This window comes from Sporofaciens sp. SGI.106 (assembly GCF_050314255.1).
Taxonomy (GTDB): Bacteria; Bacillota; Clostridia; order Lachnospirales; family Lachnospiraceae; genus Claveliimonas.
Genome location: NZ_JBNPMZ010000024.1, coordinates 1 through 26669, shown reverse-complemented (window position 1 = coordinate 26669; position 26669 = coordinate 1). Strand labels below are relative to the sequence as shown.

The following is a 26669-nucleotide window of genomic DNA, read 5'->3' as shown; positions in this document are numbered from 1 at the left end:
CGGGTAATCAGTAAATACTAAATGCTGAATAAAAAGCTACCGACTTGGCATATATTAAGGAGGAATGACTTATGTTACTTGCAAACAGAGGATTTACTAATTTATTTGACGACATGTTCAACGACCCGTTCTTTAACCGCACCTATGATCGCTCTTCTTCACAGATTATGAAGACCGATATTCACGAGAAAGACGGCAATTACATGGTTGAGATGGAACTGCCGGGATACGCAAAGCAGGATATCAAGGCTGATCTGAAAGACGGTTATCTCACCATCACCGCTCACAAAAATGAGACGAAAGAAGAAAAGGACGCAAGAGGCAACTGTATTCACAAAGAGCGTTATACCGGAACATGCAACAGAAGTTTCTATGTCGGTGAAGATCTGACTCAGGAAGACATTAAAGCAGCTTTCAGCGATGGTGTACTGAAACTGACTTTCCCGAAAGAGATTCAGAAACAGGAAGATCAACCCAAACTGATTACCATTGAGTAAGTAAATCAATTTGGAGAAAACCACAGACAGCTGTGTTAATATAAATCGAGGCGGCCGGGAACCCGACCGCCTCAAGTTTTTTACACATTTTCATTGTCATATGCATCCTGATAAAATATTTCCTGCGAATTCTTCTTAGGTGTATTCAAAAAACGATCACAATACTCACCTGATGCATTCAGTTCTTTTCCCTTCTCATCATCCTCCATCATAGTATCGAACATATACCGGATTCTGTTTCGGATTTCTTCATCATAAACCGGCGCAGCTACTTCTACACGGCGCACCGTATTTCTTGTCATAAAATCTGCCGATGCAATATATATTTTTTCCTCATCACCAATTCCAAAACGATAAATTCTGGAATGTTCCAGAAACCGGCCTACGATACTGACCACAGTAATGTTCTCTGTCATCCCTTCTACACCCGGTTTCAGACAGCAGATTCCACGCACAATGAGTTCAATCTTTACTCCGGCCCTGGAAGCCTCTATCAGTTTATTAATCAATATCTTATCCGTCAGGGAATTGATTTTAACGCCAATGTATCCCTGACCGCCTTCCCGGACTTTTCGGATCTCATCTTCTATCAAATCCACAATTTTACACTGGAGACATTTCGGTGCCACAAGGAGCTCTCTGGTCTCATCCATAACTTCTCCTTTCTGAAGTGCGGTAAACACAGCAGCTGCCTCCTGTCCGATAGACTGTCTCGCAGTAATCAATGACAGATCGGTGTACAGACGGGATGTTTTCTCATTGTAATTACCGGTTCCAATCTGTGTAATATAGGAAAATCCCTCTTGGGTATTACGGGTAATCAGACAAAGCTTAGAATGTACTTTGTACTCTCCCAGACCATACAGTATCTGACATCCGGCATCCTCCAGACGATGCGACATCTCTATATTGTTTGCCTCATCGAATCTCGCCCGCAGTTCCACCAGTACCACTACTTCTTTTCCATTTTCAGCCGCCTCTACCAATGCATCAACAATTTCACTCCGTTCTGCCACCCGATACAATGTCATTTTAATGGAAACTACCGTCTCATCGTCGGCCGCCTCCCGTAGCATTTGAATAAAAGGCTTCATACTCTCAAACGGGTATGATAACAGTACATCCTTCTTTTCTATCTGCGCAATGATACTTTCCTTTGCATTTAATGCCGGACTTCGTCTCGGACTGCGTTTCGGATAGAAAAGATCAAAACGATCTCTCAGATAGCTCTGAATCCCAAACACAAATGAAAGATCCAGAGGTGTCTTAACATCAATAATATGTTCTGTGCCAATCTGCAGATATTTCGCTAATTCCTTCTTTGTCTTATCATCAATTTTCCGACTTAATTCCACGCGCACTGCGCTTAATTTGTTCCGGCGTTTGATCAGCTGTTCCATCATATCCCGGTAATCCATGTCTTCATCATAGATTTCTGAAGCATCAATATCTGCATTACGTGTTACTCTCAAAATAGCTTTTTCCTGAACGGTATATTTTGAATACAGCTTTGACACAAAATGAAGGATTAATTCTTCTGACAGCATAAAACATCCAGGTCTGGTAGGTATTTCAATCAAACGTTTGAATACATTATTTGAACATGCCACAAGTCCCAGTCTCTTCTTTCCCTTTGCTGTAGTCAGAAGCACGATGGCATATAACTGACGGTTAGCCAGAAACGGAAATGGATGCTGTTTACCAATGATAACCGGCGAAAGAAACGGTGCAATGTGTGCATCAAAATAACTCTCTAAAAATTTCCCTTCTTCCTTGGAAAGCTTATTAAAATTAATAATGCGGATCCCCTTGGGTTCCAGTTCTCCCATTAACTGTTCATAGATATTTGCCTTCTTTTCTTCCAGAAGATGTACTTCCTTCAGAATCGCCTCCACCTGTTCCTTACTGGTCATTCCTGTCTTGTTCTCCCGGACAACCTCCGAAGATTGCATCTGCATCATTAGAGTTCCTACTCTTACCATAAAGAATTCATCCAGATTCGTTTGGAAAATAGATGCAAATGTCAGCCGCTCCGCCAGCGGTACTCTGGGATTTCCAGCCTCATTTAATACCCTTTCATTAAACTGAAGCCATGACAGCTCCCGGTTGGTCATACATTTCTTTTGTTCCTTTAACTGCTCTTTTGTCTCTTCTCTCATTATACTGTTCTCCTGACTTGATTTTTCTGGTTGCTAATTCAACAAAAGCGGATTATCCACATTCTGCAATGCTATCTCAATCAGATTCACACAACTGTTTCCCATACGTTCAATATCGTGAAGAATATTATTGAAACCTGCTGTCATAATCGCTTTACATTTTTTCTTGCCGACACGCTCAATATGTGCCCTCCTCATCTTCTCATCCAACTGCATGATTTCATCCTTCTTCTTCTGTACATTCTTCACTTTGAGTTCATCTCCATTTAAGATAGCCTGCATGGTTTCTGTATACATATCCAGAATCATTGTAATAGAGGTTCGGATATCTTTCAGCGCCTCCTTGGAATATTTTTGTTTTCCAGAATTCTGCGTCATGATATTTTCGGAAATTTCCCGACAGAGACCTCCAATTCTATCTACATCACACAGAATATACAGGATACGGGCACTCTGGGTTGCCTGTTCCTCTGTAAGAACTCCTTCCGCAAAAACGGTCGCAAGATATTCGTTTATTTTCTGATTCAGACTCGCGACAATGTCTGACTGTTCTACGATCTTCTCCAATATACGTTCTTCACCCTTTTTCGAGATATCTTTCATATCAGCAAGCATTCCCTTTACCAGTTCACTGCATCGGAAAACTTCCTTTGCAACAAGCTGAAGTGCTGCCGCCGGCTGTGCCACCAGCTTTTCATCCAGATATTTCGGTGCAGATGGAAGAAGCTGTAACATCTCCTGACGCTCCGGTACAATTTTCATTACCAGCTTTACCATGACCGGGATCAATGGAATCCAGATCAGCGTCATCGTAAGGTTAAATCCGGTATGCGCATTTGCAATCTGCCGGGAAATCACATCCACTTCATTTCCTTTCGGTGACAGATACTGAATCAGGGACGCATACGGCTTCACAAACCAGATAAAAAGAAAGGCTCCCGAAAGATTGAACATACAATGCGCAACCGCAGTTCGCTTCGCGTCTTTACTCTGACCAACAGAAGCCAGAAGTGCTGTGATAGTTGTTCCAATATTATCGCCCAACAGAATCGGAATAGCACCTGCAAGACCGATAATACTTGTCACTCCGTCCGGACCTGCCTGGGATGCAAAATTCTGTAAAACCGCTATAGTAGCACTGCTGCTTTGAACCACCAGCGTCATCAAGGTACCGACACATACACCCAGAACAGGAATATCTACAACCTTTCCTATCATTTCCGTAAAAAATGGGCTGGACGCCAACGGTTTCATAACACTTCCCATCGTTTCAATACCAAGGAATAACAGACCAAAGGCAAAAATAGTCTGACCGATATTTTTAATTTTTTCTGATTTACATATAAAATGAATCAAAAAGCCGACAAATATAAATACATATATGTAATCACTGATTTTAAATGCAATAATCTGTGCCGTCATTGTTGTACCGATATTGGCACCCAGGATAATTGAAATTGCCTGTGGCAGCGTCATCAGCCCTGCACTGACAAACCCGATTGCCATAACCGTTGTAGCACTGCTGCTCTGCAAAACCGCTGTCGTAAGAGCCCCTGCCAGAACTCCCAAAACAGGATTTTTTGTAAGAAGGGATAAAATAGCTTTCATCTTCTCCCCCGCCGCTTTCTGAAGGCATTCACTCATCATATTCATACCGAAAATAAATACTGCAAGCCCTCCCAAAAGTCCAAATACGATTTCTATTGCTTCATTCATGTACTCTTTCCTCTCTTCACTATTGTCCTAATTCCTGCCACTGTGTAATCTCACCTGTATATATCTCCTTTAAATCTTTTACAGATATTTTTTCCAGCGGATTTTCTTTATTTACAATAACCACAATTACATCTCGTGCAATCGGAATTGATTCCAGCAATTCGCTTTCATAATCCTTCAAATCTCTGGAAACCATACCCAAATCGTACGTTCCAAACACCACTCCTGTCAGCCCCTCAGAAGAATCTGTAGCACTGACTTCTATCTCCGCATTTGGATTTATCTCGGAATAAGCATCTGCCAGTTCCTGCAGAAGTCCGGCCATAGAACTGGAACCCCCAACTGTAATGTGTCCCGCCGGTCTGGCAGATAAAAATGTCATCGGTTTCTTTACTGTTTCATAGTTCTTCTCAACAATTTTCTGCCCTTCACTTCGTATATAGGTAATAAACTCCTGCTCTACCTCTGATAGTTTTCCCGAATAAGCAAGGCAAAAACTTCTATTCAAAACATCCTTTGATACAGTCAATCTGTGAATCTGTTTTTCTGTGTCTCCTATTGAGCCTTCCGAAACATATCCGATAGCTGACGGGTCAGATGCCACCATATCCACTACTTCATCACTGCTATTAGCGATCTGGCAATCTTCTTTCGTCAAATCCACCTTTGTTTCATCATCATAAATATCCAGATTTTCAGCAAATACATTTCCGGTACCAGAACCTTTCTCTCTGGAAATCACGGAAATTGCTCCCAACTCACTCAAACCATCGATTTTCTTTTCTTCTTCCCCTGCAGCACATCCACTTAATATAAGCACCAATACAATCAGCGCACAATTTGTAAGCAGACACTTCCTTATCATTCGTTTCACTCCTTTCACCAAAATGCCACATATATCATCCCACAAAAAAAGTGTTTACCTCTATCTTGTTTAGGTAAACACTTTGTAAAATCTATGTAAAATTATATTATTTTTTTCTTTTTAAATATCAGAATAATAGTAACCACTACAGCTATGCTGAACAGGATGATGCCCGGGTAACCATGCTCCAGCTCCGGCATATTCTGAAAATTCATTCCATACCATCCGGTAATCAAGGTCAAGGGAAAGAAGATTGTAGAGATAACCGTCAGGAACTGCATGTTCTTATTTTGCTGTTCTGACACCTTCTCCTGATAAGAATCCCTTACCTGAGTCGCATACTCAAGCAAATGTGCAGTCCTGCTCATCAGCCGGTCTGCCCTGTCCACAAAGGTATCAAAATACTTTAAATTCTTCTTCGAGAAAAAGTTATTTTCATTGTCTGCCAGTTCCTTTCCCATATCCATCAATTCATCATAATAGCTCCTCAATACCAGCAATTCTCTCCTCACCGGGGTAATATCATGTTGGAAATTACCAAGCTTATCTTCCATAACATTTTCTTCCAGCCTCATAATTCTTCGCTCATACTGATTCAGGACTTCCTGGTCTTTATTAATAATCAATGTAAGGAAGTTATACAAAAAGCGCTCTTTTGACTGTCCCTGTCTGGTTCTGTTATGCTGAATCCTCCGGATGATCCGTTCTGCAAAATGATTATCATCTACGATCACAATATGTTTGCGATTAATAAAATACATCATCCGGAACCGATATCCCAACACCTCCATAAGTCTTGGAATCGCCAGACTGCCTGCCATACATTCCTGCTGTGTTTCCACCTTACAGAATTGCACATCATTTAGCTGAATCTCTCCCTCATAATTCATCTCCGCAATTTCCATTATCTCTTTCACATTGGTGCTATCCGTTATAAAAACTGCAGAGCGTCCTGTCATCTGCAATTCCTCTATAGTAATCTCTTCCAGCACCGGTCCCAGGCCCAGAATCAAGATTTCCGCCCCCCTGCTTTTATGGTTTCTTTTTCAATTCGTTTCCGGAGTTCAATCATTTTTCTGTCCATCTCTGCCATAACATCGGAATAACTGCTGATTTCTTTTCGAATAGTTTCTACCTCACCGGCACTCTTCTTGTAACACATCTGGTAATCCAGCTCTGCCCAGTAATCCATGGCAAAAGAGCGAATCTGAATTTCAGCCCGGATATTTTCAACTTTTTCATAATAAGATACCGGCACCTCTACAATCAGATGGATACTCTGATACCCGGATTTCTTCGGCCTTGAAACATAATCCTTTTCTTTTATAACCCGAATGTCTTTCTGTCCTCGTATGGAATCCGCCACCCGATAAATATCATCACCGAAAAAGCAGATGGCTCGCACTCCTACTATATCATTCAACTCAGAAACAGCATTGTCATAAATCAATTCCTTTTCTTTCTTTTCCAGCTTTTTACATATACTTTCTATCGATTTTATCCGGCTTGTAATCTTTTGAATAACAGGTCTTTTCAATTCTGTTTTTAATTCTGCATCTATCAGGTTTAACTTGCAGATCAGGCTGTTCATAACGTAGTCATATCTGGACATAACAGTCGCGTTCTCATGCTGCTCCTTCATTTGCTCTATTCTGTTATCTTTCTTCTTTTTTCCCATATCTTACTTTCCTGTATCATCTATCTCTTCTGTTTTTTCCAAAATTCTTTTCCAGTTTACCATATGAACATCAATTCCAAATAAATCCTATGTTAAATTTAATTAAAATAACCGAAAGGCGACCGGATTACCGACCGCCTTCACAACTGAAGATTTATTTCAGAATCTTAATCTTTCCGACAAATGGAAGCTCTCTTTTCGTTCCCTTGCAGGCATATACAATTCCTGCAATCATCATAATAAATAATCCCAGTTCACAGAAATTACCTACAATCTCTAAAAACCACCAGTCAAAGTGAGGAACAATCCTTATTCCAAAAAACTCCACTCCTGTAATCAGATCAACCACAATTCCAATAATAAACAAAGACAGTCCCTGGTTGATATGATGTTTTACATACTCTGAGTTCTTATTTCCTGCCAACAGAGGAATTAAAACTAAAAACCCGAAATAAGACAATATCCCCATTACTTTATTGGAACGGACTTCCTCTGCATCAAAATATTCTTCACCGCCGCGAGAGTATCCTCCACCGGCATTTCCACCTTCAACCTCACCATAATATGTATGTTCTTCAGATTCCATAGCAGGAATTTCCGCACCACAGGCAGGACAGAAGCGCATTCCTTCATCCACCTTTTGTCCACATTTTACACAATATGCCATTTCTAATCCTCCAATCCCAGTATTTCCGCCAGAACTTCAATGATAATCTCATTCGTGCAGGATTTCACATATCCCATCATATGTAATGAAATTTCATTCTGTTTCTGTTCTTCCGTCAGTTCTTCGTTGTGCTCCGTTTCATGAATCAGCTGTACCAGCTGCGGAGTCAACTCCTCATAGGTCTCTATCGTTGTCTGCGTAACCATTTTTCGCAGATCATCTTTATTGGTTGGTACCATCTTCTATATCCTCCTCTATCCCAGATTCCGTATTTTGAAATCACGGCTTGCTTCTCTTTGCTGATCCTTTTTCGCAATATCCTGGCGCTTGTCATATAATTTCTTACCCTTTGCCAGACCAATCTCTATCTTAACCAGGCTGCCTTTGAAATACACCTTAAGCGGAATTACCGCGATTCCCTTTTCCTTCATTTTTCCAAGAAGCTTGTTGATTTCTCCTTTATGGAGCAAAAGCTTGCGGACTCTCAGCGGATCCTTATTGAAAATATTACCTTTTTCATAAGGGCTGATATGCATTCCGTAAATATATACTTCTCCATTTTCTATTCGGATAAATGATTCCTTGATACTGCACTTGCCCATACGGAGGGATTTCACCTCCGTACCGGCAAGAGAAATACCTGCCTCATAAGTCTCTAAGATAAAATAATCATGGTAAGCTTTCTTATTATTGGCGATCAGTTTTCCGCCACTATTCTTTGCCATAACTTAAGTCTCCTTTTCTATATAACCTGCAGTTATTGCTCTGATTCTGCAAATACAAAATCAACCGTTCTGGTCAGTCGGTCTGTTCCAATCACCTGGACGCGCACTGTCTGTCCCAGTTTATATACCTTATGGGTATGTTCACCAATCATCTCATAGTGCTCCTCATAATAATCATAATGATCGTCGTACATATTGGTAACATGAACCAGTCCTTCCACTGTATTGGGAAGTTCCACATATATTCCCCATTTTGTAATACCGGATATGACTCCTTCAAATTCTTCTCCAATATGGGCTTCCATATACTCCGCTTTCTTAAGCTTTATTGTCTCCCGCTCCGCTTCATCAGCACGGCGCTCTGTCTCACTGGCATGTTTGGTCACCTCGGGCAGAATGCTCTGATAGTGTTCTATCTTATCCTCATTCATACGTCCCCGCAGATTATCCTTGATAATTCTGTGAATCTGCAAATCCGGGTAACGCCGGATTGGAGACGTAAAATGCGTATAATATGGCGCCGCCAATCCGAAATGTCCTGTATTTTCCGGTGTATACTTTGCCTGTTTCATAGACCGAAGGGCGAGACGGCTGATTAACGTCTCCTCCGGACTTCCTTCCACTTTAGCAAGTAGCTTCTGCACCTCTTTTGGGCGGATTTCATTTACCCCGATATGCATGGTGTAACCAAAATTATTGATAAACGTAGCTAATTTTCGCATTTTCTCCTCATCGGGAGCTTCGTGGGTCCGATATACAAACGGCAATTCCTGCCAGTAATAATCCTCAGCCACAGTTTCATTTGCAATCAGCATAAATTCTTCTATTATTTTTGTCGCCACATTCCGGTCGTAAGGTTTGATCTCCAATGGTTTCCCGTTTTCATCCAGAACCATTTTACTCTCCGGAAAGTCAAAATTAATGCTTCCTCTCTGATGTCTTCTTGCCCGGAGGATTCCTGCCAGTTCTTCCATTAATTCAAACATCGGAACCAGTTTTTCATAACGCCCTATTTCATCCGGATCTCTGTCTTCCAGAATTTTCTTAACACTGGTATAAGTCATGCGTTCATTCACATGAATCACTGTCTCTGCAATTTCGTGGTCAATGACCACTCCTTTTTGATCAATGGTCATGATGCAGCTCAGAGCCAACCGGTCAACACCCGCATTCAGAGAACAGATGCCGTTAGATAACTTGTGTGGCAGCATGGGAATGACCCGATCTGCCAGATAAACGCTGGTTCCCCGGTTCAGTGCCTCACGATCCAGTGCACTTCTCTCCTGCACATAATTCGTCACATCCGCAATATGCACACCCAGCACATAATATTCTCCGTCTCTGGTCACAGACACTGCATCATCCAGATCTCTCGCATCCTCACCGTCAATCGTTACCATTTGCCAGTCTCTCAGATCCTTTCGTCCATACCGATCCGCCTCGCTGACTTCGTCCGGTGTCCGCTGTGCCTGATTCATGACTTTTTCCGGAAATTCTATCGGAAGATCATAATTTTTTACGATAGAAAGAATATCCACTCCCGGGTCATATACATGTCCCAGAATCTCCACTATTTTTCCCTCCGGTTTTCTTCCGTCCCCTCCATAGGATGTAAGCTCAGCAACCACCTTATGACCATCCACAGCTCCCATTGCTCTCTCCTGCGGAATAAAGACATCCTGAAGAAATCTCTGGTTATCCGGTATCACAAAACCATAGTTCTTATTCTTCTGAACCCGGTATAAACCAACCAGCTTTACCGTACCACGGGAAATAATACGAACCACCTTGCCCTCCTTTCGTTTCCCGTCCGGTTTACCTGTAATAGAGATTTCCACCGTATCTCCCTGAAACGCTCCACCGGTATCATCCTCATCTATAAAAATGTCCTCAGACTCACCCTCAACTGTTACGAAACCAAATCCTCTTGGATGTGCATGATATATTCCATTCAGCCTTTTTGCCTCTCCCTTACAATATTTTCCCTTTTTGGAAATACAGACCTTGCCTTCTTCTACAAGCGCATCCATAATTTCTTTTAATTCATTTTTCTGTTCTTTGGGAACCTGCAGCAAAACGGCAAGCTCCTTTAATTTCATCGGCACATAAATATCGTCACAGATAAATTCATATATAATCTTTTTTCTCTTCTCAAATGCCCCGTCCATTCTGCCACCTCCTCTATACACAAAGAGACACCCTTATTACAAGAGTGTCTCGCCATTTCCAAAAATACTTTTCTTACGCAAATACATTCAAGTTCAGTACTGCAGCCAGCACAATAAACAGAATTGCTAAAAACTTAGTAGATTTTACAAGCGTTCCTTCCATGGAACGTCCTTTATTCTGTCCCCAATAGGAATCTGCCATTCCTCCGATAGTTCCAAGTCCTGCAGACTTCCCTTCCTGTAATAATACGATCACTGTCAATGCGATACAGTCTATTGCAAATATAATCATTAATACCATCTTTAAAATTTCCACTTTTCACACCTCCTGCGGATAAACCAGTTATATTCTAGCACAGGGGCATGAAGATGGCAAGTAATTTTTTAACCTTTAAATGGATTCTTCTTAACCTTCAAATGGATTCTCATACTGCGCTGATTCACCAAGCTGTTCTTCGATTCTGAGAAGCCTGTTATATTTTGCGGTTCGCTCTGCCCGACACGGTGCTCCTGTCTTTATCTGCCCCGTATTAAAGGCAACTGCTATATCCGCAATCATTGTATCTTCAGTTTCACCGGAGCGGTGAGATACAATAGCCCTGTACCCTGCCTTCTGGGCAGCCTCTATGGCATCAAAAGCTTCGGTCAGGGTTCCTATCTGGTTTATTTTCACAAGAATTGCATTGGCCACACTGTGCTCAATTCCCTTTTTAAGTCTTCCTGTATTCGTGACAAAAAGATCATCTCCAACCAACTGCATCCGGCCTCCCAGCCTGACAGTGAGAAGTTCCCATCCATCCCAGTCCTCCTCATCCAGCGGATCCTCGATAGAAACGATTGGAAAATGCTCCGCCAGTTCTTCATAATAATCAATCAGTTCTTCAGCTGAACGAATGACCTTATGTCCATGCATCCGACCTTCACCCTCAAACACATATTTTTTAAAATTTTTCTCGAAAAGCTCTGAAGCAGCCACATCCAGCGCAATGACAATGTCTTTTCCCGGTCGATACCCTGCAATTTCCACCGCTTCCATAATAAATTTAAGTGCTTCTGCCGCATCCGGAAGATTCGGAGCAAATCCTCCTTCATCTCCCACCGCTGTTCCGAGTCCATGTCCCTTCAAAAGTGCCTTCAGTGAATGATATATTTCCGAACACATCCTCACTCCCTCTTTAAAACAGCAGGCTCCTGCCGGCATAATCATAAATTCCTGAATATCAATTGTATTATCTGCATGCTTTCCGCCATTCATAATATTCATCATGGGAACCGGCATCCGTTTCGCATGCGCTCCACCCAGATAGGAATACAGTGGGATTCCAAGGGCGCCGGCCGCTGCCCTGGCAGCTGCCATAGAAACGCCAAGAATGGCATTTGCCCCCAGATTTCTTTTATTTTCTGTTCCATCCATCCGGATAAGTGCCCGATCCAATTCAGCCTGGTCAAACACATTCATCCCCAGAATCGCCGGCGCGATCCGGGCATTTACATGGTCTACTGCCCGTTCTACCCCAAGCCCATTGTACCGGGGGCCCTGGTCCCGCAATTCTATCGCCTCGTATTTTCCTGTGGAAGCACCGGATGGCACACTGGCGCGTCCTAAACTATTTTCTCCTGCAAGAACTTCCACTTCTATAGTAGGATTCCCTCGGGAATCAAGAATTTCTCTGGCGTACACATCTGTAATTGGCAACTGATGATACATATATTTTCCCTCCTTATTGAGGGTAGTATATCCCAAATTCATGGCGAAAATGCACATTGGGGACGTAGCAAAGTGCACTTTGCTACGTCCCCAATTAACATTTGTGGTGTACCCTTTCGCATTTTGCCCTGTACCCACTTGCTCTTATCCAATTACCAATCCTTCATTTTTCATGACATCAATAACCTGATCTACATATTTTTCACACAATTCATCCGTTGCAGCTTCAACCATTACACGGATAACAGGCTCTGTCCCACTCTCACGAACCAGAATACGTCCGTCATCGCCAAGTGCCTCTGTAACCGCATTTACCGCTTTCACAACTTCTGGATTCTCTCTTGCAGTCTTCTTATCAGATACACGGACATTCTTCAGAAGCTGAGGATAAATCTTCACAGGCTCTGCAAGCTGTGCAAGACTCATCTTTTTCTCCAGCATAACTTCCATTACCATTAAGGATGTAAGGATTCCATCACCGGTTGTTGCATGCTTACTGAAAATAATGTGACCAGACTGCTCTCCGCCCAATGAGAAGTTATTGCGTACCATGTTTTCATACACATATTTATCTCCAACTGCAGTCTTTTCATACTTAAGTCCAACCTTATCACAGGCTTTGTATAATCCAAGATTGGACATGATCGTTGTTACGATGGTATCTCCGTTCAGGCGTCCGTTTTCTTTCAGATATTTTCCGCAGATATAGAGTATCAGATCACCGTCTACTACGTTGCCGTTCTCATCGACTGCGATACAGCGGTCTGCATCCCCATCAAATGCAAATGCCACATCCAGTTTTTTCTCTTTTACAAATTCCTGCAGAACTTCAATGTGAGTAGATCCACAGCCACGGTTGATATTGGTACCATCCGGTTCATTATTGATTACATATGTTTTTGCTCCCAGTGCATCGTATACACTCTTTGCAATCATGAATGCACTTCCGTTTGAGCAGTCCAGACCTACTTTCACGCCCTCAAAAGAACGGGTTGCCAGCGAAATCAAATAGCCGATATAACGGTTTCTTCCTGCTGCATAATCAGTTGTACGTCCGATATCCTCCTTCTTTGCCAGAGGAAGTTCTCCAATCTCACCATCAATATATGCCTCGATTTTTTCCTCAACCTCTGCTTCCAATTTATGTCCTTTTCCATTAATTACTTTAATTCCATTGTCATAAAACGGATTGTGGCTCGCAGAAATCATAATACCACAGTCAAAATTCTCTGTTCTTGTAACATAGGACACACTTGGAGTTGTAGTTACATGTAAAAGATATGCATCCGCACCAGAAGCGGTAAGACCGGCAACCAAAGCATACTCAAACATATAGCTGCTGCGTCTGGTGTCTTTACCGATTACGACTCTTGCCTTATGATCCTGTCCATAAAACCATCCCAGAAAACGGCCCACTTTAAATGCATGCTCAACAGTTAACACTTCGTTTGCTTCCCCACGGAAACCGTCAGTTCCAAAATACTTTCCCATAATTTTTCTCCTAACTACCATTCATTTGGCTTTTTGGCCGATTTTTTTGTACTTTCAGCCGCAAACATCTCTATTATTATATAATCTTTTTTTCTCCGACACAACTACTTTTGCAAAATCTCCCATTATTTACGTAAAATCAGATGAATGTTTATGCGAAAGAAGATTTCCATGGAAATTTTTTTGCTACACAAAATAACGGGGACGATCTTTCACGTCCCCGCATTTTGCCTGATTTTAATTATAATTAGTGGTGGAATAACCGGATTCCGGTAAATGCCATCACCATTCCGTATTTATTACATGTTGCGATTACATTATCATCTCTTACGGAACCGCCCGGCTGTGCAATAAATTTCACACCGCTCTTATGTGCACGTTCGATATTATCTCCAAATGGGAAGAACGCATCTGAACCCAATGCAACATTTTCCATCTTGTCAAGCCATTCTCTCTTTTCTTCTCTTGTGAATACTTCCGGTCTTACCTTGAAAGTATTTGCCCACACATCATCGCCCAGTACATCCATGTACTCTTCTCCAATGTACAGGTCAATTGCATTATCACGGTCTGCACGTCCGATTCCATCCTTGAACTGAAGCCCCAGCACCTTCGGTGACTGTCTTAACCACCAGTTGTCTGCCTTCTGTCCTGCAAGACGGGTACAGTGAATTCTGGACTGCTGTCCAGCTCCGATACCAATTGCCTGTCCATCTTTCACATAACATACAGAATTGGACTGCGTATATTTTAATGTGATCATAGCAATTGCCAGATCGATCTTCGCCTGATCTGTCATATCCTTATTATCTGTGACAATCTCATTAAAGAAATTCTCATCAATATTCAGCTCATTTCTTCCCTGCTCAAAGGTAATACCATACACTTCCTTGTGTTCCAGCGGTGCAGGTACATAATCCGGATCAATCTGGATTACATTGTAATTGCCTTTTTTCTTTGCCTTCAGAATCTCAAGAGCTTCCGGCTCATATCCCGGCGCAATCACACCATCAGACACCTCTCTTTTAATTAATTTGGCAGTGTCAACATCACATACATCAGACAGGGAAATAAAATCTCCAAAAGAGGACATTCTGTCTGCACCTCTTGCTCTTGCGTAAGCACATGCAAGCGGTGAAAGCTCTCCAAGATCATCTACCCAGTAAATCTTTGCCAGTGTCTCTGAAAGAGGAAGTCCTACTGCCGCACCGGCCGGTGATACATGCTTGAAGGAAGTTGCTGCCGGAAGTCCGGTAGCTTTCTTCAGTTCATTTACAAGCTGCCATCCGTTAAATGCATCCAGAAAGTTAATGTATCCCGGACGTCCATTCAACACCTGAATTGGCAGCTCACTTCCGTCTGCCATGTATATCTTTGACGGCTTCTGATTCGGGTTACATCCATATTTTAATTCTAATTCTTTCATTTTCTCTTCTCTCCTCACGCAATCTTTTACTACTTATTCTTATTAATGATCTTTGATTCGTATTTTCCGGTAGCAATGTCAATATAACGCACAAACAGAGATACCTTGTTATCTTCATTCAGGCTGTTCCAGAGTGTATCTGCAAATGCCTCCATGTCATCCGGAATTGCAATGAGCTTCGGCTCTCCTTCAAAACTCGGAAGCGGATTACCATCATGCATATATGTATGGATAAAATGACCCTCTCCTGCTGCCGCATTCTCATATGCGAATGTATAGCGATTACAACTATCCGGATTGCCGTTATTACTCTTTAAAATAGACATCGCATAACTGTATTTTCCATTCTCCACATGCATAACACCGGAAATGCGAGGCGTGTAGTTTGGTCCGTCCGGCTCAAATTCACGGCTTCTTAAGGACTGTTCAAATGTCATCTGTCTGTCCATACCTTCATAAATAGTGTCTGTCTGATCTCCATTGGTTACAATCGTCTTATTTCCAAGCACACGAACAGGTGCATAAATAATCAAACTGGGATCTGTCAGCTTGGACTCATCAAATGCCTGCGTACGAATTCCTTCTCCATCCTCCACAAAAATACGGTTTCTGCTGTTTTCACTTCTTCCCATAATGAAATATGCAGTCACTGCTTTTGTTCCATCCGCACTTCTTCCGATAATAATTCCTCTTCCCGGATAGGAGTTCTCCTGCAGTTCTTTTTCAATCTTTAACATTTCCATGAATCATTCTCCTTTTTTCAATATTTTTCCCACTTCTTTTTTATTATATATAAAAAAAAACTCTTTTTCCACCCCAAAAACAGGATTATAAAACATTTCTCAACAAATTACATGCGAAAAACCCCCGACACCTCTTTTGGTACGGGGGTTTTTCACACTTACGAAAGGGTTAAGCCTATCGGGGTTTCCCTGTGGCTCCATACAAAATACAACCGCCAGCATCGATCAAATACTCCTGCTACCTCTATTTTATCTGAATTTCATCCGGAAAATGGATACTATTTTTTAAAAAAGTGTACTTTTTTAATCTTTTCTCTTAGATATTTATTTTTCGATATTCCGACGGGCTCATTCCTGTCTCTGCACGAAATACTCTGCTCATATACTTTGCGTTCGAAAATCCTACTTCTGTCGCAATTTGATTTATCGACATATCTGAAAGCAATAAAAGAGATTTAATTTTTCCAATACGAAGCGCACGTATAATTTCCGTAAAATTCTTCCCGGTTTCTATTTTTATCTGCGAGCTCAAATACTCCTCTGATACACTGAGTTCCCGTGCAATCTCCTCTAGGGTAATTCCCTGATGATAATATTCTTTAATCATACCCTCAGCTCTCTTTACCAAAAGAGTTGTCGTTTTTTTCTCCTTTTCCACCGATGACTCCAGAATCGTCCCAAAGCAGGACCAGATTCCTTCCTCCATCTCTTCCCATGTCACTGCAGTCATAGCTGCTTTAATTAAACCTCGAGCAGAAACTTCCTCCCTGATATTTCCACATTCCTTTGCCAGGTGAAGGAAGGCATATCCATATCTTAAATATGCTTCTTTGATAGTTTCCGGAGACTTACACTTTTGCTGAGCAACCTTTTCAAATTCACGGATACATTTTAGCAATGATTTTCTGTCCCCCGCAGCGATGGCCTGCTTTGCTCTGTTCGTAAAATCCAGCGAGTACGGGAACTGTTCTTCCTGCGGAGGAGGCAACTCATCATAACATATTAGAGTATCCATTCCCCGTATCAACACATAATCCAATTTTTCATATAATTCCAGGTTGCTTTTCTGGCATTCCTTTAGATTTGCACAAAAGTTCAATCCCATTGCAGCCCGACGCCTTGTCCTGAGCGCCAGCATAGGCGCAATCGTCTTCTTCAGATAGTCTTTCACTTTCTCCTGGCTTTTCATAGAAAAAAGAACAGCCAGAACCATTCTGTGTTTTGGCACATCCAATGCACAGATTTTAAAAAGTCTGCTGTTCTCTCCTGTGCTTTTCAGACTTTCACAGACTGTCTGCTGATATGTATCATAATACCTTCCCAGACGCACTATAAAAATCCCTACGGGCTCATCCATTCTATAGCCATACTGTCTCCAGAGAAGTCGTTTAATAAACTCTCTTTGATCCACATGTCCGGACAGAGCCGCCCTGATAACTCTGTCCAGTGAATACAAGCCTTTTTCCCAATTATCAGCTCTCTGCTCCAGAAGTGCAATCGCATATAGCAGTTCCTCATTTCGGAATGGCTTTAGAAGATAATAATCCACTCCCAAAATAATTGCCTCTCTCGCACAGGAGAAGTCCTGGCAGGAAGTTACCACAATAACTCTGGAAATATTATCTTCCTCCCGTAAACGTCGGAGCATTGTCAGTCCATCTATCCCCGGCATCTGAAGCTCCGTAATTACCAGTTCCGGCCGTTCTCTTCGTACTGTCTCAAATCCGGATACACCATCATCTGCTTCTGCAATAATATTCCATCCGTTTTCTTCCTCTAAACTTTCCCGTATTTGCTGCCGTACCCCCACATCATTTACAACAATCACAATCCTCATATATTTTATTCCATCTCATGAGCATATAATTTGCCTTCATCACTAATCAGAATCGTTCCTACACCTGCCACACTGAAAAACTCCAGAAGCAGCGCATGTTCGATTCTTCCATCCAGAATATGTACGCGGTTTACTCCTTCTCCCGTTGCTTTTAATCCTCGCTTCACGATAGGCATTACGCCTTCAGTCACCCATCCATCCTCCAGCATCTTACAGACCTCCGGAACTGTCAGCCTGCTGTATACTTCTGTCCTCTCTTCGTCTTTCCAGATTCCTCTGTGAGATGACAAATATACAAGCTTATCCGCCTGCAACTTCACAGCTACTTCAAGAGCCGCATCCTTGGGATCGATTTCCACGTCCTCATTATCAATATCATTAGGTACGATAACCGGAATATATCCGTTGTCCAAAATCATATGAAGGGTATGAAGATCTATACCACAAATACCGATTGCCTTCGTCCCGCAAAGCTCCAGTAACTTGGCAACACGCTTATTTTCACGAAATTTGTCTACACCCATAGGTGTGTCATGGACTACCACCGGCAGCATGCCCACCGTTTTTAACAACGCGATATCCTGCATCAGTTGCTGTTCGTCCACCGGACTCAAATATTTGCGGCATCCATATTCAATTACTACTACTTTATGGTTAAAATCCCTGATATATGGCAGAGCGTCAATCAGTATCTCCGCCTTGTGCTCTACAAAATCTAATAATTTCTGTTCCATTTTCTCTTCCCTTCCTAGTTAAAAACGGCGAATAGTATCTTCCTCACTTTCACCGGTATTTTCTATTGAACGTATCTCAACATAATACCCTGCCTGATCGTTTATTTTAACATAAACTCTGTCACCTACTTTATGTCCCAGAATTGCCTTTCCGATTGGTGATTCAATACTGATTTTTCCATTTAAAGAACTACCTCTGACCGATGTGACCAGCTTGAATTTTTCTGTTTCCTCTTCATCCTCAAAGTAAACTTCCACCGTCTTATTGATTCCAACTTCATTTTCCGCCGATTCATCCGATACAATCTCCGCCGTTTTCAGCATACGTTCCAGATAGCGAATCCTGCTCTCATTCTGGTTCTTGTCCTTCTTAGCAGCATGATATTCAAAGTTTTCACTCAAGTCTCCATGAGCCCTTGCTTCTTTTACCGCTTCAATGGCCTTTTTCCTCACAACCAGCTTTCGGTATTCAATCTCCTCCTCTATTTTATTAACATCACTTTGAGTCAACTGTTCTCTCACTAATATCCGCTTCCTTCTCTTATTTTAATTCTATCTTAATGCTTCAAGTATAACATAAAATCTGCTGATTTGCATAAAAAAGTGGATCTGGCAAAATTATTTGCCAGACCCATCCTTTCGTAAGCATTTATCTAGTTCAATTCTTTACATCCCAGGAAGTCACTCATTATCCAGTATAATTATCTTACAGCATAAGCTTTCTTCCAATTTGTGTTTACAGTATGATTTGCTGTTTTGTTTACTTTTGTAATTGTTGTCATTCCGGAAGTCAGTGCCTCTGCTACATTCCAGAAAAATGTTACTATATTAAATGCTCCTGCTGCTACGATTAATGATGCTGCAATTGTTGCTAATACTGTCATAATTCTCACCTCATAAGATTGTTAAATTTTTGTTTATCTCGTTTCTGAGTGTATTCTATCATGACAGTTAAAAAACGTAAATGCTCACAAATCACAAATATTTTCAGCATTCCGCTCTTTTATTGTTAATTATTTATCATGCATTTTTCGATTTTGACATATTGCACAATTTTATCCGTTTTTCCCTCGATAAATCTACTTGAAATTTATTAAAACATCACAAATTTCGCTTTTTGTTCCTACTCTCATATTCGGTCCGAATACTCCGATTCCGGAAGTAACGATGTTGTGCATGCTTCCTTTTTGTAAATATCCACATGGATTTTCCCAAAAGAGATGAATCGTAAGATTCCCCGGGAACATCTGGCCATCATGCGTATGTCCACAAAGATCCACATCCACACCGGCATCTGCAAGTTCCTGAAGTTCTCTCGGTTCGTGATCGATTACCAGTACCGGCAGGTCTTTATCCAGATCAGAAGTAATCTCTTCAGGCGACTTTCGTGTCGTGATTCCCCGTCCCGGTCGCTCATAGTCCGGCCTTCCATAAAGATAAAACGCATCATCAATCAGTACTCCTTCATCTCTAAGCAGACAAATTCCCGCCTTTTCCAGGAATTCATCCATACGGGGATCGCTCATCTTATTCTCTTTTCCCGAAAATGTAAATCCCGCCAGTATTTTTTCTTCTATATCATGATTTCCGTAACATGCATATACTCCATAACGGCTCTTCATGCCTGATAAAATTTCTATCAGCTTATCCGGATTGTCCAGTGCTTCATATTCATTATCAAAAATATCTCCGGCAATTACAATTATGTCAGGTTCAAGTGCATTGACTTTCTCAACCATCTGTTCCATATGCCAGGTTCCGATACTGTAACCAAGATGAAGATCTGCAATCAGCGCCACCCTGAGCGACTGAAGATCACCGGCTTTCTTTTCAACCTTCACTTCATATTTCGTAGTATGAATATTCCGGGCTCCATATATTCCGGCAACACTGAATCCTGCAACGACCAGGATACAGATCGTTCCCATTACTACAAATCCTTTCCGGGAAAACAGTACCTCTTTACCCGGAAAATCATTTTTTTTCAAAATCATTCTGATAACATCCACGATCGCTATCGTCAACAGAATGTACAGCACCGTTCCCAGCCAGTAATTACTGATCCGCTTTATCAGGCGCTGCAGCCCTGAAGTCGGCATCAAAAATGCAGTCAAAAGACTCAGTGCAATAAATCCGTATACAATGCATATTGCCACTCTAACCCATGTTCTTTGAAACAAATGATGGCATGCCCCCATATAACGGATACCCCAGCGCAAAATATACAAACAAAAAATAATGTAAAGGGGAGCTAAAAATATTGCTATCACAGCCTCATCACCTCCTGACGCTCATGCTGTATTTCAATACATGCCCCCTTATAATCCGTAATTCCCTTTCCTACATTCGGATGCTTCTTAGAATATGCAGAATCCGCCCCAAAGCAAAGAATCAGGACAACACACAACGGAACGAGTATCTTATACGGAATTTTCCGCAGAAAATTATCCAGGAGGGGCGCTGTCAGGTACATGATTGCCATTCCTCCCAGTCCGAATACCAGTAATCCCTCTCCACAGATACGTCCATGGAGATTCAGAAAATAGCCACTGTAGTCCCACCATTTTTGTCCGTTATGGGTTATTTCCAAATAATATGCACTGAAATACTCTATGAATCCACACAGTATAATAGTCATTATAAAGGCTCCCAACGGATGCCTCCGAAACTTATACAGTATTGTCAGGATCAGCACCGCCCCAGCTCCGTAAATCGGAAGCCAGGGTCCGTGCATAATACCACGGTTTACAAATTCTCCATCTGTAATCAAATGCAGACTTACCTCCCACAGCCAGCCTACAAAAGAATATATGAAGAACAGCAAAATCAGAGTGGAAACAGAATAGTGTCTCAAATAATGAATCTGCTCTACCCTTCCGTTTTTCATCTTTTCCGGAAGTACAGACAGACGGCTCGGATAAATATTTCCTTTTACAACTTCTTTTGTATAAAGGATTTTCAGCTGACGCTCCTGCCCCGAACGAAATCGTTCTTCATCGTCACGGTTAAAAATAGTAATTCCAAATATCTCTGCCAGGAACGCTCTGATTCCCTTAAGCGGCGGCTTTTCTACCGGCATTTCCATAAGCTTAATCACATCATTATACTCCCGTTTCAACAGCTCTTCATCTGCTTTTTCAAAAAGATATCTGTCATTAAGAAGTTCACTTCCCGGAATTTCTTTTTCTTTTGACACAGCTCTGATCTCTGCATAATACTCCGCAAAGGAAGCCATTCTATAAGAATTAAGGAAAAAGATATCCGAAAGTCCGGACGTCACAACTCCAAGCAGTTTCCACGGAATAAACGAACATTCGAAAACAAAGCATTCCCACTTATGCCCATCCATCATTTTTCTGGACAGAGTAATCGCATCTCTCCACCTGATATCCGGGTTTTCCGCAACTATGTATGGCACCATATAATATGAGTATTTTTTTACTACAATCCCGACGATCGTCAGACACCAAAAACCATATAGAAGCGTAGTCATAAACATTGTCATGGACACCCTACACCATCTACGAACCCTGAGAAATACAAGAAATCTCTGTATGGGAATTTTATTATAAATTCGTCCCTCCAGAAAAATTCTTCTGGATACCGCCTGATACATATTCACAAAAAAGAACCATCCACAGAACCAGATCAGAAGTGCCAGTATAATAAAGAGTGCCAGCACTACATTCTGAGACGCTCCGATTCCTCTCGCCGCGCTTATCATACTGACCAGAAAAGAACCTGAAGTAATTCCATTTACAATGCCCGCAAGCACCCCGCGGCTTCTTCCAAGCATCGGGTTCGTAATGCCTTCTTTTGTTTTTTCAACTTCCCCCTGCGTCAATTGAGAAGAGATTTCCTTTCCTCCCTGAATATCTCCATCCAGGGCATTAATAAGTGCATCCGCCATGGTTGCCTCATAGGCACCGGTAGTTCCACCTGTAGAAACATCTGTACCTGTTTCCTCCGCCTGCTGCGTATCATATTGCTTCACGAGATTTAGTGATTCTCCAAACTCCGAACCAACAAAAGCCGCGATAAGACATGCTGCCAAAAATATACCGTAATGCTTTTTCACAGCCTGTCTGGCCCTTTTCTTCATTTCTTTTCTTGTCATCATCTGTCTGTTCCCCCCTTATCTGATGTACGGTTCATATTCTGGTTTAACCTGGAAATTCATTAATATAGTAACACAAAAATATCTCTTATTATAGTTTTCTTGATAAATATACCCATTTTTTCAAAAAAAGAACGGCATCAGCCTTTTGCCAATGCCGTCATTTTCCGTCTGTTACTAAACAGCTACTTTTTTACCATGTACGTGAGCTCAGTTCTTTAAACTGTGCAACTGTTGAAACATGTGCATTCAGACCACCATCCACAGTTACAACCTGTCCTGTGAAATAGCTGCTCTCATCAGATGCCAGATATACACACATATGACCGATATCTTCCGGACATCCATAACGATTTACCATAATATTGCTGGTGAAAATGTCTTTTAATGCCTGTGGAACATTTGCCTCGTTCTGTGGGGTAACAATAAGACCCGGACGAACACAGTTGCAGCGGATGTTCTTCTTACCATACTGTAAAGCAGTATATTTCGTCAGCATATCAACGCCGGCTTTAGCACATGCATAAGCAGTTGATCCAAGGTCTCCTCCGCAGGAAGCCATAGAACCGATGTTAATAATAGAACCGCCATTCTCATTTTTCTCCATATATGGAAGCACGCTCTTAACAGCATAGAATGTACCACGCATATCACTCTCGAAAATAGCATCCCACATCTCTAATGTAAGCTCATCTACACGACCATCTTTCAGTGCTACGTTAGCTGCATTATTTACCAGAATGTCGATCTTACCATATTTCTCATATGTATCAGCAATAAGCTTGTCTGTACTTGACACATCTGTAATGTCCATAAAATGATAGGAAGCCTCTCCGCCTTCTGCCACAATACTGTCAACTACTTCCTGACCTTTCGCTTCTCTTCTTCCGCAAATTACTACTTTAGCGCCCTCTGCTGCAAATAATCTGGCAATTCCGATTCCGATTCCACTGGTTGATCCTGTAACGATAGCTACTTTTCCTTTTAATCTGTCCATAATAAATTTACCTCCTTCATGTCCAAAAACGACACTCCGACAGAAGCGAGTGTCTCAAAAAGACCGTTAATATAACTATACATCAGCTTTTCAAATAAATCAATATGTATAAAATGAACAAAGTATAAACTCCCGAATTTCTATATACAAATATTTTTTCACATATTATAATAAAGTCAACAATAGAAAGTGCGTATTTTTAACAAGAAAGAGGTGTAATGATGTTACATGAAGTAAAATTTAAATCCTTCAACGAACGCGACGATGTATATGGCTGGATATACGTTCCGGCTGCCAAACCAAAAGGAATTGTCCAGATCATCCACGGATTCGGTGAGCATTCCAGAAGATATCTGCACATGATCGTAAAATTCCTGGATGCCGGATATATTGTAGCAGCAGATGATCATGTCGGACACGGAAAAACTGCTCTCGAGAACGATACCTGGGGTGACTGGGGTGACAAAGGACCACATACTATGATGGAAGACGAGCACACCCTGAAAGAACTGGTATGCAAAAAATATCCGGATCTCCCCTATTTTCTTTTCGGCCACAGCATGGGATCTTTTATTACAAGAGATTATATCTCAAAATATGGAGACGGGCTTGCCGGTGCTGTAATTTGCGGAACAACCGGTGTATTCCGTGGTGCGGCTGATGCACAGGCGGGACTTGAGAAAATAGTTGCAGAAGGAAAAGGTAAAGAATCCGACCCGGAATTCGTCGGAGCTCTCCTCGGCTGGATGTGTGAGCGATGCGGTGAAGTAAGTATCGGAAACGAATGGATTTGTGCTGATCCGTATGTACAGCGCGACCACGCAGAGGATCCATTCGATGCATTTACGAAACCAACCAACAATCAGGCCATGCTTTATTTTACTCAAATGATGGAGTTTATTCGCGGAACCGAATGGGCTCAGAAAGTGCCGACTTCTCTTCCGATCTATAACATAGCCGGCGATCAGGATCCTGTAGGTGAGTATGGTCTCGGCGTTTGCGAAGTTACCAACTGGCTCGTCCAGACAGGTCACACCGTTAAGACAAAACTGTATTCCGGATATCGCCATGAAATTCACAACTATGCAGATATTAAAGATGAGGTAGAAGACGGAATCGTTGCCTTTATGAATAGTATTACAGAAGCATAGATATTTCACACAAAAAGAGAGCTGCTTTTCTCTGAACACATCACGCTGATGATTTCTCAGAAAATGCAGTTCTCTTTATTTCTTATTCAAACCACGCCACTGCCCGAATCGGCGAACCGTCACAATTATCCAAGCTCAACGGATAACAGCTAAACCAAAAAAGGTCTTCTCCACACTGGTCCAGATGACATAGATTTTCTATATTTACAATTTCTTTCTCATAAAATAATTTCTTGTGGCGTGTCAGATTTTCATCTGAAATCGGATCAAGCCCGATCACATCAAACCCAATCCCTTTATAATCACCTTCAAGGATCAGTTTCATCACATCATCGTCAATACATGGATAATCTCCGAAATACTCATCCGTCCCCCAATATTTGTCCCATCCAAGATTGAAGAGAAGGAAATCGGCCTTTTTCACCTTGTCACCATAAGGTTTCATCTGCTCCATAGTGATAGCTTCCCCGTCCTTCAGACTGCGGCAGTCAATCACCAGTGCTTTTCCTATAAACTGTTCCGAAGGAAACTGATCTAACGTCGTTCTTCCCGGATAAAGATGTGCCGGCGGATCCATGTGGGTGCCGGTATGCGTAAACATGGAGATTTTAGTCTCCTTAAATCCATTTTTTTCATAAGTATTTGCCGATTCGAATTTCGGTGGTTCCGTTCCCGGATATACCGGCATGTTCTCTGTAATTAAATGGGTTAAATCTATAACTTTCATAATACGTTCTATCTTTAAGCAATTTTTTCCTTTACATTTTCTAATTCATATAGCATATCTGGATCCAAATCTAAACATTTGCTTTCATCTCTGGTTCCAGTGACATCCCAAGCCAATGAATCATTTAATATTGTGCATGCATTCATAAAAAAATCTATATCCTTTAATCGTTCAAAACCCTTTTTTTCTAAGAGATGACTTGCATCATAACAAACTATTTTTCCATCTTCATAATATTCAATCCCTCTGTGTGAACTACTCGGTAATTAAATTACCAAGCATCTGATATGCGCTCCTTGCGGAGCGTAGATTCAGGGTGCGTCCATAACACCTTTACTGCTACCTCTTTCAGGTTACACAGCTACTTTTATTACTTCTACCTGATTTAGCCCGGATACGGGCATAATGATCCTTTTACAGGATATATCCCCATATTTTCTCAGGATATTATACGCCCCTACAGCATCAGCATTATATATCTGCTTTTCTTTCACATATAGCCCGCGGTATCTACGGTTCTTTTTCTGCGCATATTCTTTCGATACTTTCTCAGATGTGGGAGGACATTGGCTGCTGTATCCCTCCTCCTGTCTGATTAGACTGATTCCTCGCATATGCAGTTTATATTCCAACATATGATATATTTTTTCATACGGAAGACCATGCAGTTTCTGATTCGTCTTTTTTCCAAGGTTGCTCACTTTTCTGATCCCTTTTATATCCCCGATCACAACACTATGGATCCCATTCTTCTCACAATATCCAGCAATATAATTGGTCATCTTATGCAGGTAATCCTTCACGCTGTTTTTCTTTTTCTCATACAATCTCAGGATATGCCTGGAAGGTTTCGGATACCTGACCCCTGATGAGGCCTGTACCCTTCCCCATTGTGACTGGACTCTTGCAATCTCTTTGTCATATCTTTGTGTAATCTGGAGATATTTCCGCCCAACTATAAAGCATTTCCCTCTGTTATCATAGCAGGTCATAAGATTATGGAGCCCCACATCAATTGAAAGATATCGTCCATTATCTTCCTGTCTTTCTACTTCCGGAATTTCAAAAATGATGATCACTCTACTTGTTCCATCTTTCCGGGGAGGATAGAGTCTGATCTGCTTTATATGATCCATGTCCCGGAAAATCTTATTTTCCAGATAAAGATAGTTTTCATGGATATCATACTCCGATTTCATATACCCTTTCAGCTGTTTTGAAAGGCTAAGCCTTACTTTCTCCGATCCCTTTTCATGGGCGATC

The 26669-nt window shown here is 41.6% G+C and carries 26 protein-coding genes; 2 read left to right on the top strand and 24 right to left on the bottom strand.

Annotated elements, in window-relative coordinates; all coding sequences use genetic code 11:
* Positions 1-71: 71 nt before the first annotated feature.
* Positions 72-497: an Hsp20/alpha crystallin family protein gene (locus ACQRCC_RS13695; protein ID WP_427851324.1), complete on the top strand. Its 426-nt coding sequence runs from the start codon at positions 72-74 to the stop codon at positions 495-497.
* A gap of 80 nt (positions 498-577) precedes the next feature.
* On the opposite strand, the gene ppk1 is transcribed toward ACQRCC_RS13695, so the two are convergent.
* The 21 genes from ppk1 to ACQRCC_RS13590 form a co-directional block, all read right to left on the bottom strand.
* Positions 578-2656 carry a polyphosphate kinase 1 gene (ppk1, locus tag ACQRCC_RS13690; protein ID WP_427851323.1) on the bottom strand — a complete coding sequence of 693 codons (2079 nt, stop codon included), beginning with the start codon at positions 2654-2656 and terminating at the stop codon, positions 578-580.
* A gap of 33 nt (positions 2657-2689) precedes the next feature.
* Positions 2690-4372 carry a Na/Pi cotransporter family protein gene (locus ACQRCC_RS13685; protein ID WP_427851322.1) on the bottom strand — a complete coding sequence of 561 codons (1683 nt, stop codon included), beginning with the start codon at positions 4370-4372 and terminating at the stop codon, positions 2690-2692.
* 19 nt (positions 4373-4391) lie between these two features.
* Positions 4392-5237: a substrate-binding domain-containing protein gene (locus ACQRCC_RS13680; RefSeq protein WP_427851321.1), complete on the bottom strand. Its 846-nt coding sequence runs from the start codon at positions 5235-5237 to the stop codon at positions 4392-4394.
* A gap of 101 nt (positions 5238-5338) precedes the next feature.
* Positions 5339-6250 (bottom strand): CorA family divalent cation transporter, encoded by a 912-nt coding sequence (locus tag ACQRCC_RS13675; RefSeq protein WP_427851320.1) that lies wholly within the window; start codon positions 6248-6250, stop codon positions 5339-5341.
* A complete protein-coding gene (locus ACQRCC_RS13670) occupies positions 6247-6915 on the bottom strand; it encodes a GTP pyrophosphokinase (RefSeq protein ID WP_427851319.1) in 669 nt (222 codons plus the stop codon). Before ACQRCC_RS13670 ends, ACQRCC_RS13675 begins: the two co-directional genes overlap by 4 nt.
* A gap of 154 nt (positions 6916-7069) precedes the next feature.
* Complete coding sequence (locus ACQRCC_RS13665) at positions 7070-7582, bottom strand: zinc ribbon domain-containing protein (protein WP_427851318.1); 513 nt, start codon at positions 7580-7582, stop codon at positions 7070-7072.
* Positions 7583-7584: 2 nt separating this feature from the next.
* Positions 7585-7821 carry a hypothetical protein gene (locus tag ACQRCC_RS13660; protein ID WP_427851317.1) on the bottom strand — a complete coding sequence of 79 codons (237 nt, stop codon included), beginning with the start codon at positions 7819-7821 and terminating at the stop codon, positions 7585-7587.
* A 15-nt stretch (positions 7822-7836) separates the two neighbouring features.
* On the bottom strand, positions 7837-8307 hold the full coding sequence (smpB, locus tag ACQRCC_RS13655; protein WP_427851316.1) for an SsrA-binding protein SmpB: 471 nt from the start codon (positions 8305-8307) through the stop codon (positions 7837-7839).
* Positions 8308-8339: 32 nt separating this feature from the next.
* Complete coding sequence (gene rnr / locus ACQRCC_RS13650; protein WP_427851315.1) at positions 8340-10475, bottom strand: ribonuclease R; 2136 nt, start codon at positions 10473-10475, stop codon at positions 8340-8342.
* 73 nt (positions 10476-10548) lie between these two features.
* Positions 10549-10791: a preprotein translocase subunit SecG gene (secG, locus tag ACQRCC_RS13645; protein ID WP_427851314.1), complete on the bottom strand. Its 243-nt coding sequence runs from the start codon at positions 10789-10791 to the stop codon at positions 10549-10551.
* A gap of 90 nt (positions 10792-10881) precedes the next feature.
* Positions 10882-12183, bottom strand: coding sequence for a phosphopyruvate hydratase (eno, locus tag ACQRCC_RS13640; protein ID WP_427851313.1), 1302 nt, complete (start codon positions 12181-12183; stop codon positions 10882-10884).
* A 144-nt stretch (positions 12184-12327) separates the two neighbouring features.
* Positions 12328-13674, bottom strand: coding sequence for a phosphoglucosamine mutase (gene glmM, locus ACQRCC_RS13635; RefSeq protein WP_427851312.1), 1347 nt, complete (start codon positions 13672-13674; stop codon positions 12328-12330).
* A 247-nt stretch (positions 13675-13921) separates the two neighbouring features.
* Complete coding sequence (locus ACQRCC_RS13630) at positions 13922-15100, bottom strand: phosphoribosylaminoimidazolecarboxamide formyltransferase (protein ID WP_427851311.1); 1179 nt, start codon at positions 15098-15100, stop codon at positions 13922-13924.
* Between the two features lie 29 nt (positions 15101-15129).
* The gene (locus tag ACQRCC_RS13625) at positions 15130-15843 is read right to left on the bottom strand and encodes an IMP cyclohydrolase (protein ID WP_427851310.1); all 714 of its coding nucleotides are present in this window, start codon (positions 15841-15843) and stop codon (positions 15130-15132) included.
* A 316-nt stretch (positions 15844-16159) separates the two neighbouring features.
* Positions 16160-17680, bottom strand: coding sequence for a helix-turn-helix domain-containing protein (locus tag ACQRCC_RS13620; protein ID WP_427851309.1), 1521 nt, complete (start codon positions 17678-17680; stop codon positions 16160-16162).
* A 5-nt stretch (positions 17681-17685) separates the two neighbouring features.
* Positions 17686-18414, bottom strand: coding sequence for an acetylglutamate kinase (locus ACQRCC_RS13615; RefSeq protein WP_427851308.1), 729 nt, complete (start codon positions 18412-18414; stop codon positions 17686-17688).
* An 18-nt stretch (positions 18415-18432) separates the two neighbouring features.
* The gene (greA, locus tag ACQRCC_RS13610; protein WP_427851307.1) at positions 18433-18936 is read right to left on the bottom strand and encodes a transcription elongation factor GreA; all 504 of its coding nucleotides are present in this window, start codon (positions 18934-18936) and stop codon (positions 18433-18435) included.
* A gap of 179 nt (positions 18937-19115) precedes the next feature.
* Positions 19116-19298, bottom strand: a complete 183-nt coding sequence (locus ACQRCC_RS13605; protein WP_427851306.1) for a hypothetical protein — start codon at positions 19296-19298, stop codon at positions 19116-19118.
* 195 nt (positions 19299-19493) lie between these two features.
* Positions 19494-20684: a metallophosphoesterase gene (locus tag ACQRCC_RS13600; protein ID WP_427851305.1), complete on the bottom strand. Its 1191-nt coding sequence runs from the start codon at positions 20682-20684 to the stop codon at positions 19494-19496.
* The gene (locus tag ACQRCC_RS13595) at positions 20681-22534 is read right to left on the bottom strand and encodes a DUF975 family protein (RefSeq protein ID WP_427851304.1); all 1854 of its coding nucleotides are present in this window, start codon (positions 22532-22534) and stop codon (positions 20681-20683) included. The genes ACQRCC_RS13600 and ACQRCC_RS13595 overlap by 4 nt, the downstream gene beginning before the upstream one ends.
* 190 nt (positions 22535-22724) lie before the next feature.
* A complete protein-coding gene (locus tag ACQRCC_RS13590; protein ID WP_427851303.1) occupies positions 22725-23528 on the bottom strand; it encodes an SDR family NAD(P)-dependent oxidoreductase in 804 nt (267 codons plus the stop codon).
* 221 nt (positions 23529-23749) lie between these two features.
* Between ACQRCC_RS13590 and ACQRCC_RS13585 the strand changes: the two genes are divergently transcribed.
* A complete protein-coding gene (locus ACQRCC_RS13585) occupies positions 23750-24679 on the top strand; it encodes an alpha/beta fold hydrolase (RefSeq protein ID WP_427851340.1) in 930 nt (309 codons plus the stop codon).
* Positions 24680-24761: 82 nt separating this feature from the next.
* Here the strand turns inward: ACQRCC_RS13585 and ACQRCC_RS13580 are convergent, their stop codons facing one another.
* The 3 genes from ACQRCC_RS13580 to ACQRCC_RS13570 all read right to left on the bottom strand — a co-directional run.
* Positions 24762-25406, bottom strand: coding sequence for a cyclase family protein (locus tag ACQRCC_RS13580; protein ID WP_427851302.1), 645 nt, complete (start codon positions 25404-25406; stop codon positions 24762-24764).
* Between the two features lie 14 nt (positions 25407-25420).
* A complete protein-coding gene (locus tag ACQRCC_RS13575; RefSeq protein ID WP_427851301.1) occupies positions 25421-25552 on the bottom strand; it encodes a hypothetical protein in 132 nt (43 codons plus the stop codon).
* Between the two features lie 207 nt (positions 25553-25759).
* The coding region (locus tag ACQRCC_RS13570) for an RNA-guided endonuclease InsQ/TnpB family protein (RefSeq protein WP_427851300.1) at positions 25760-26669 on the bottom strand (910 nt) is incomplete at its 5' end.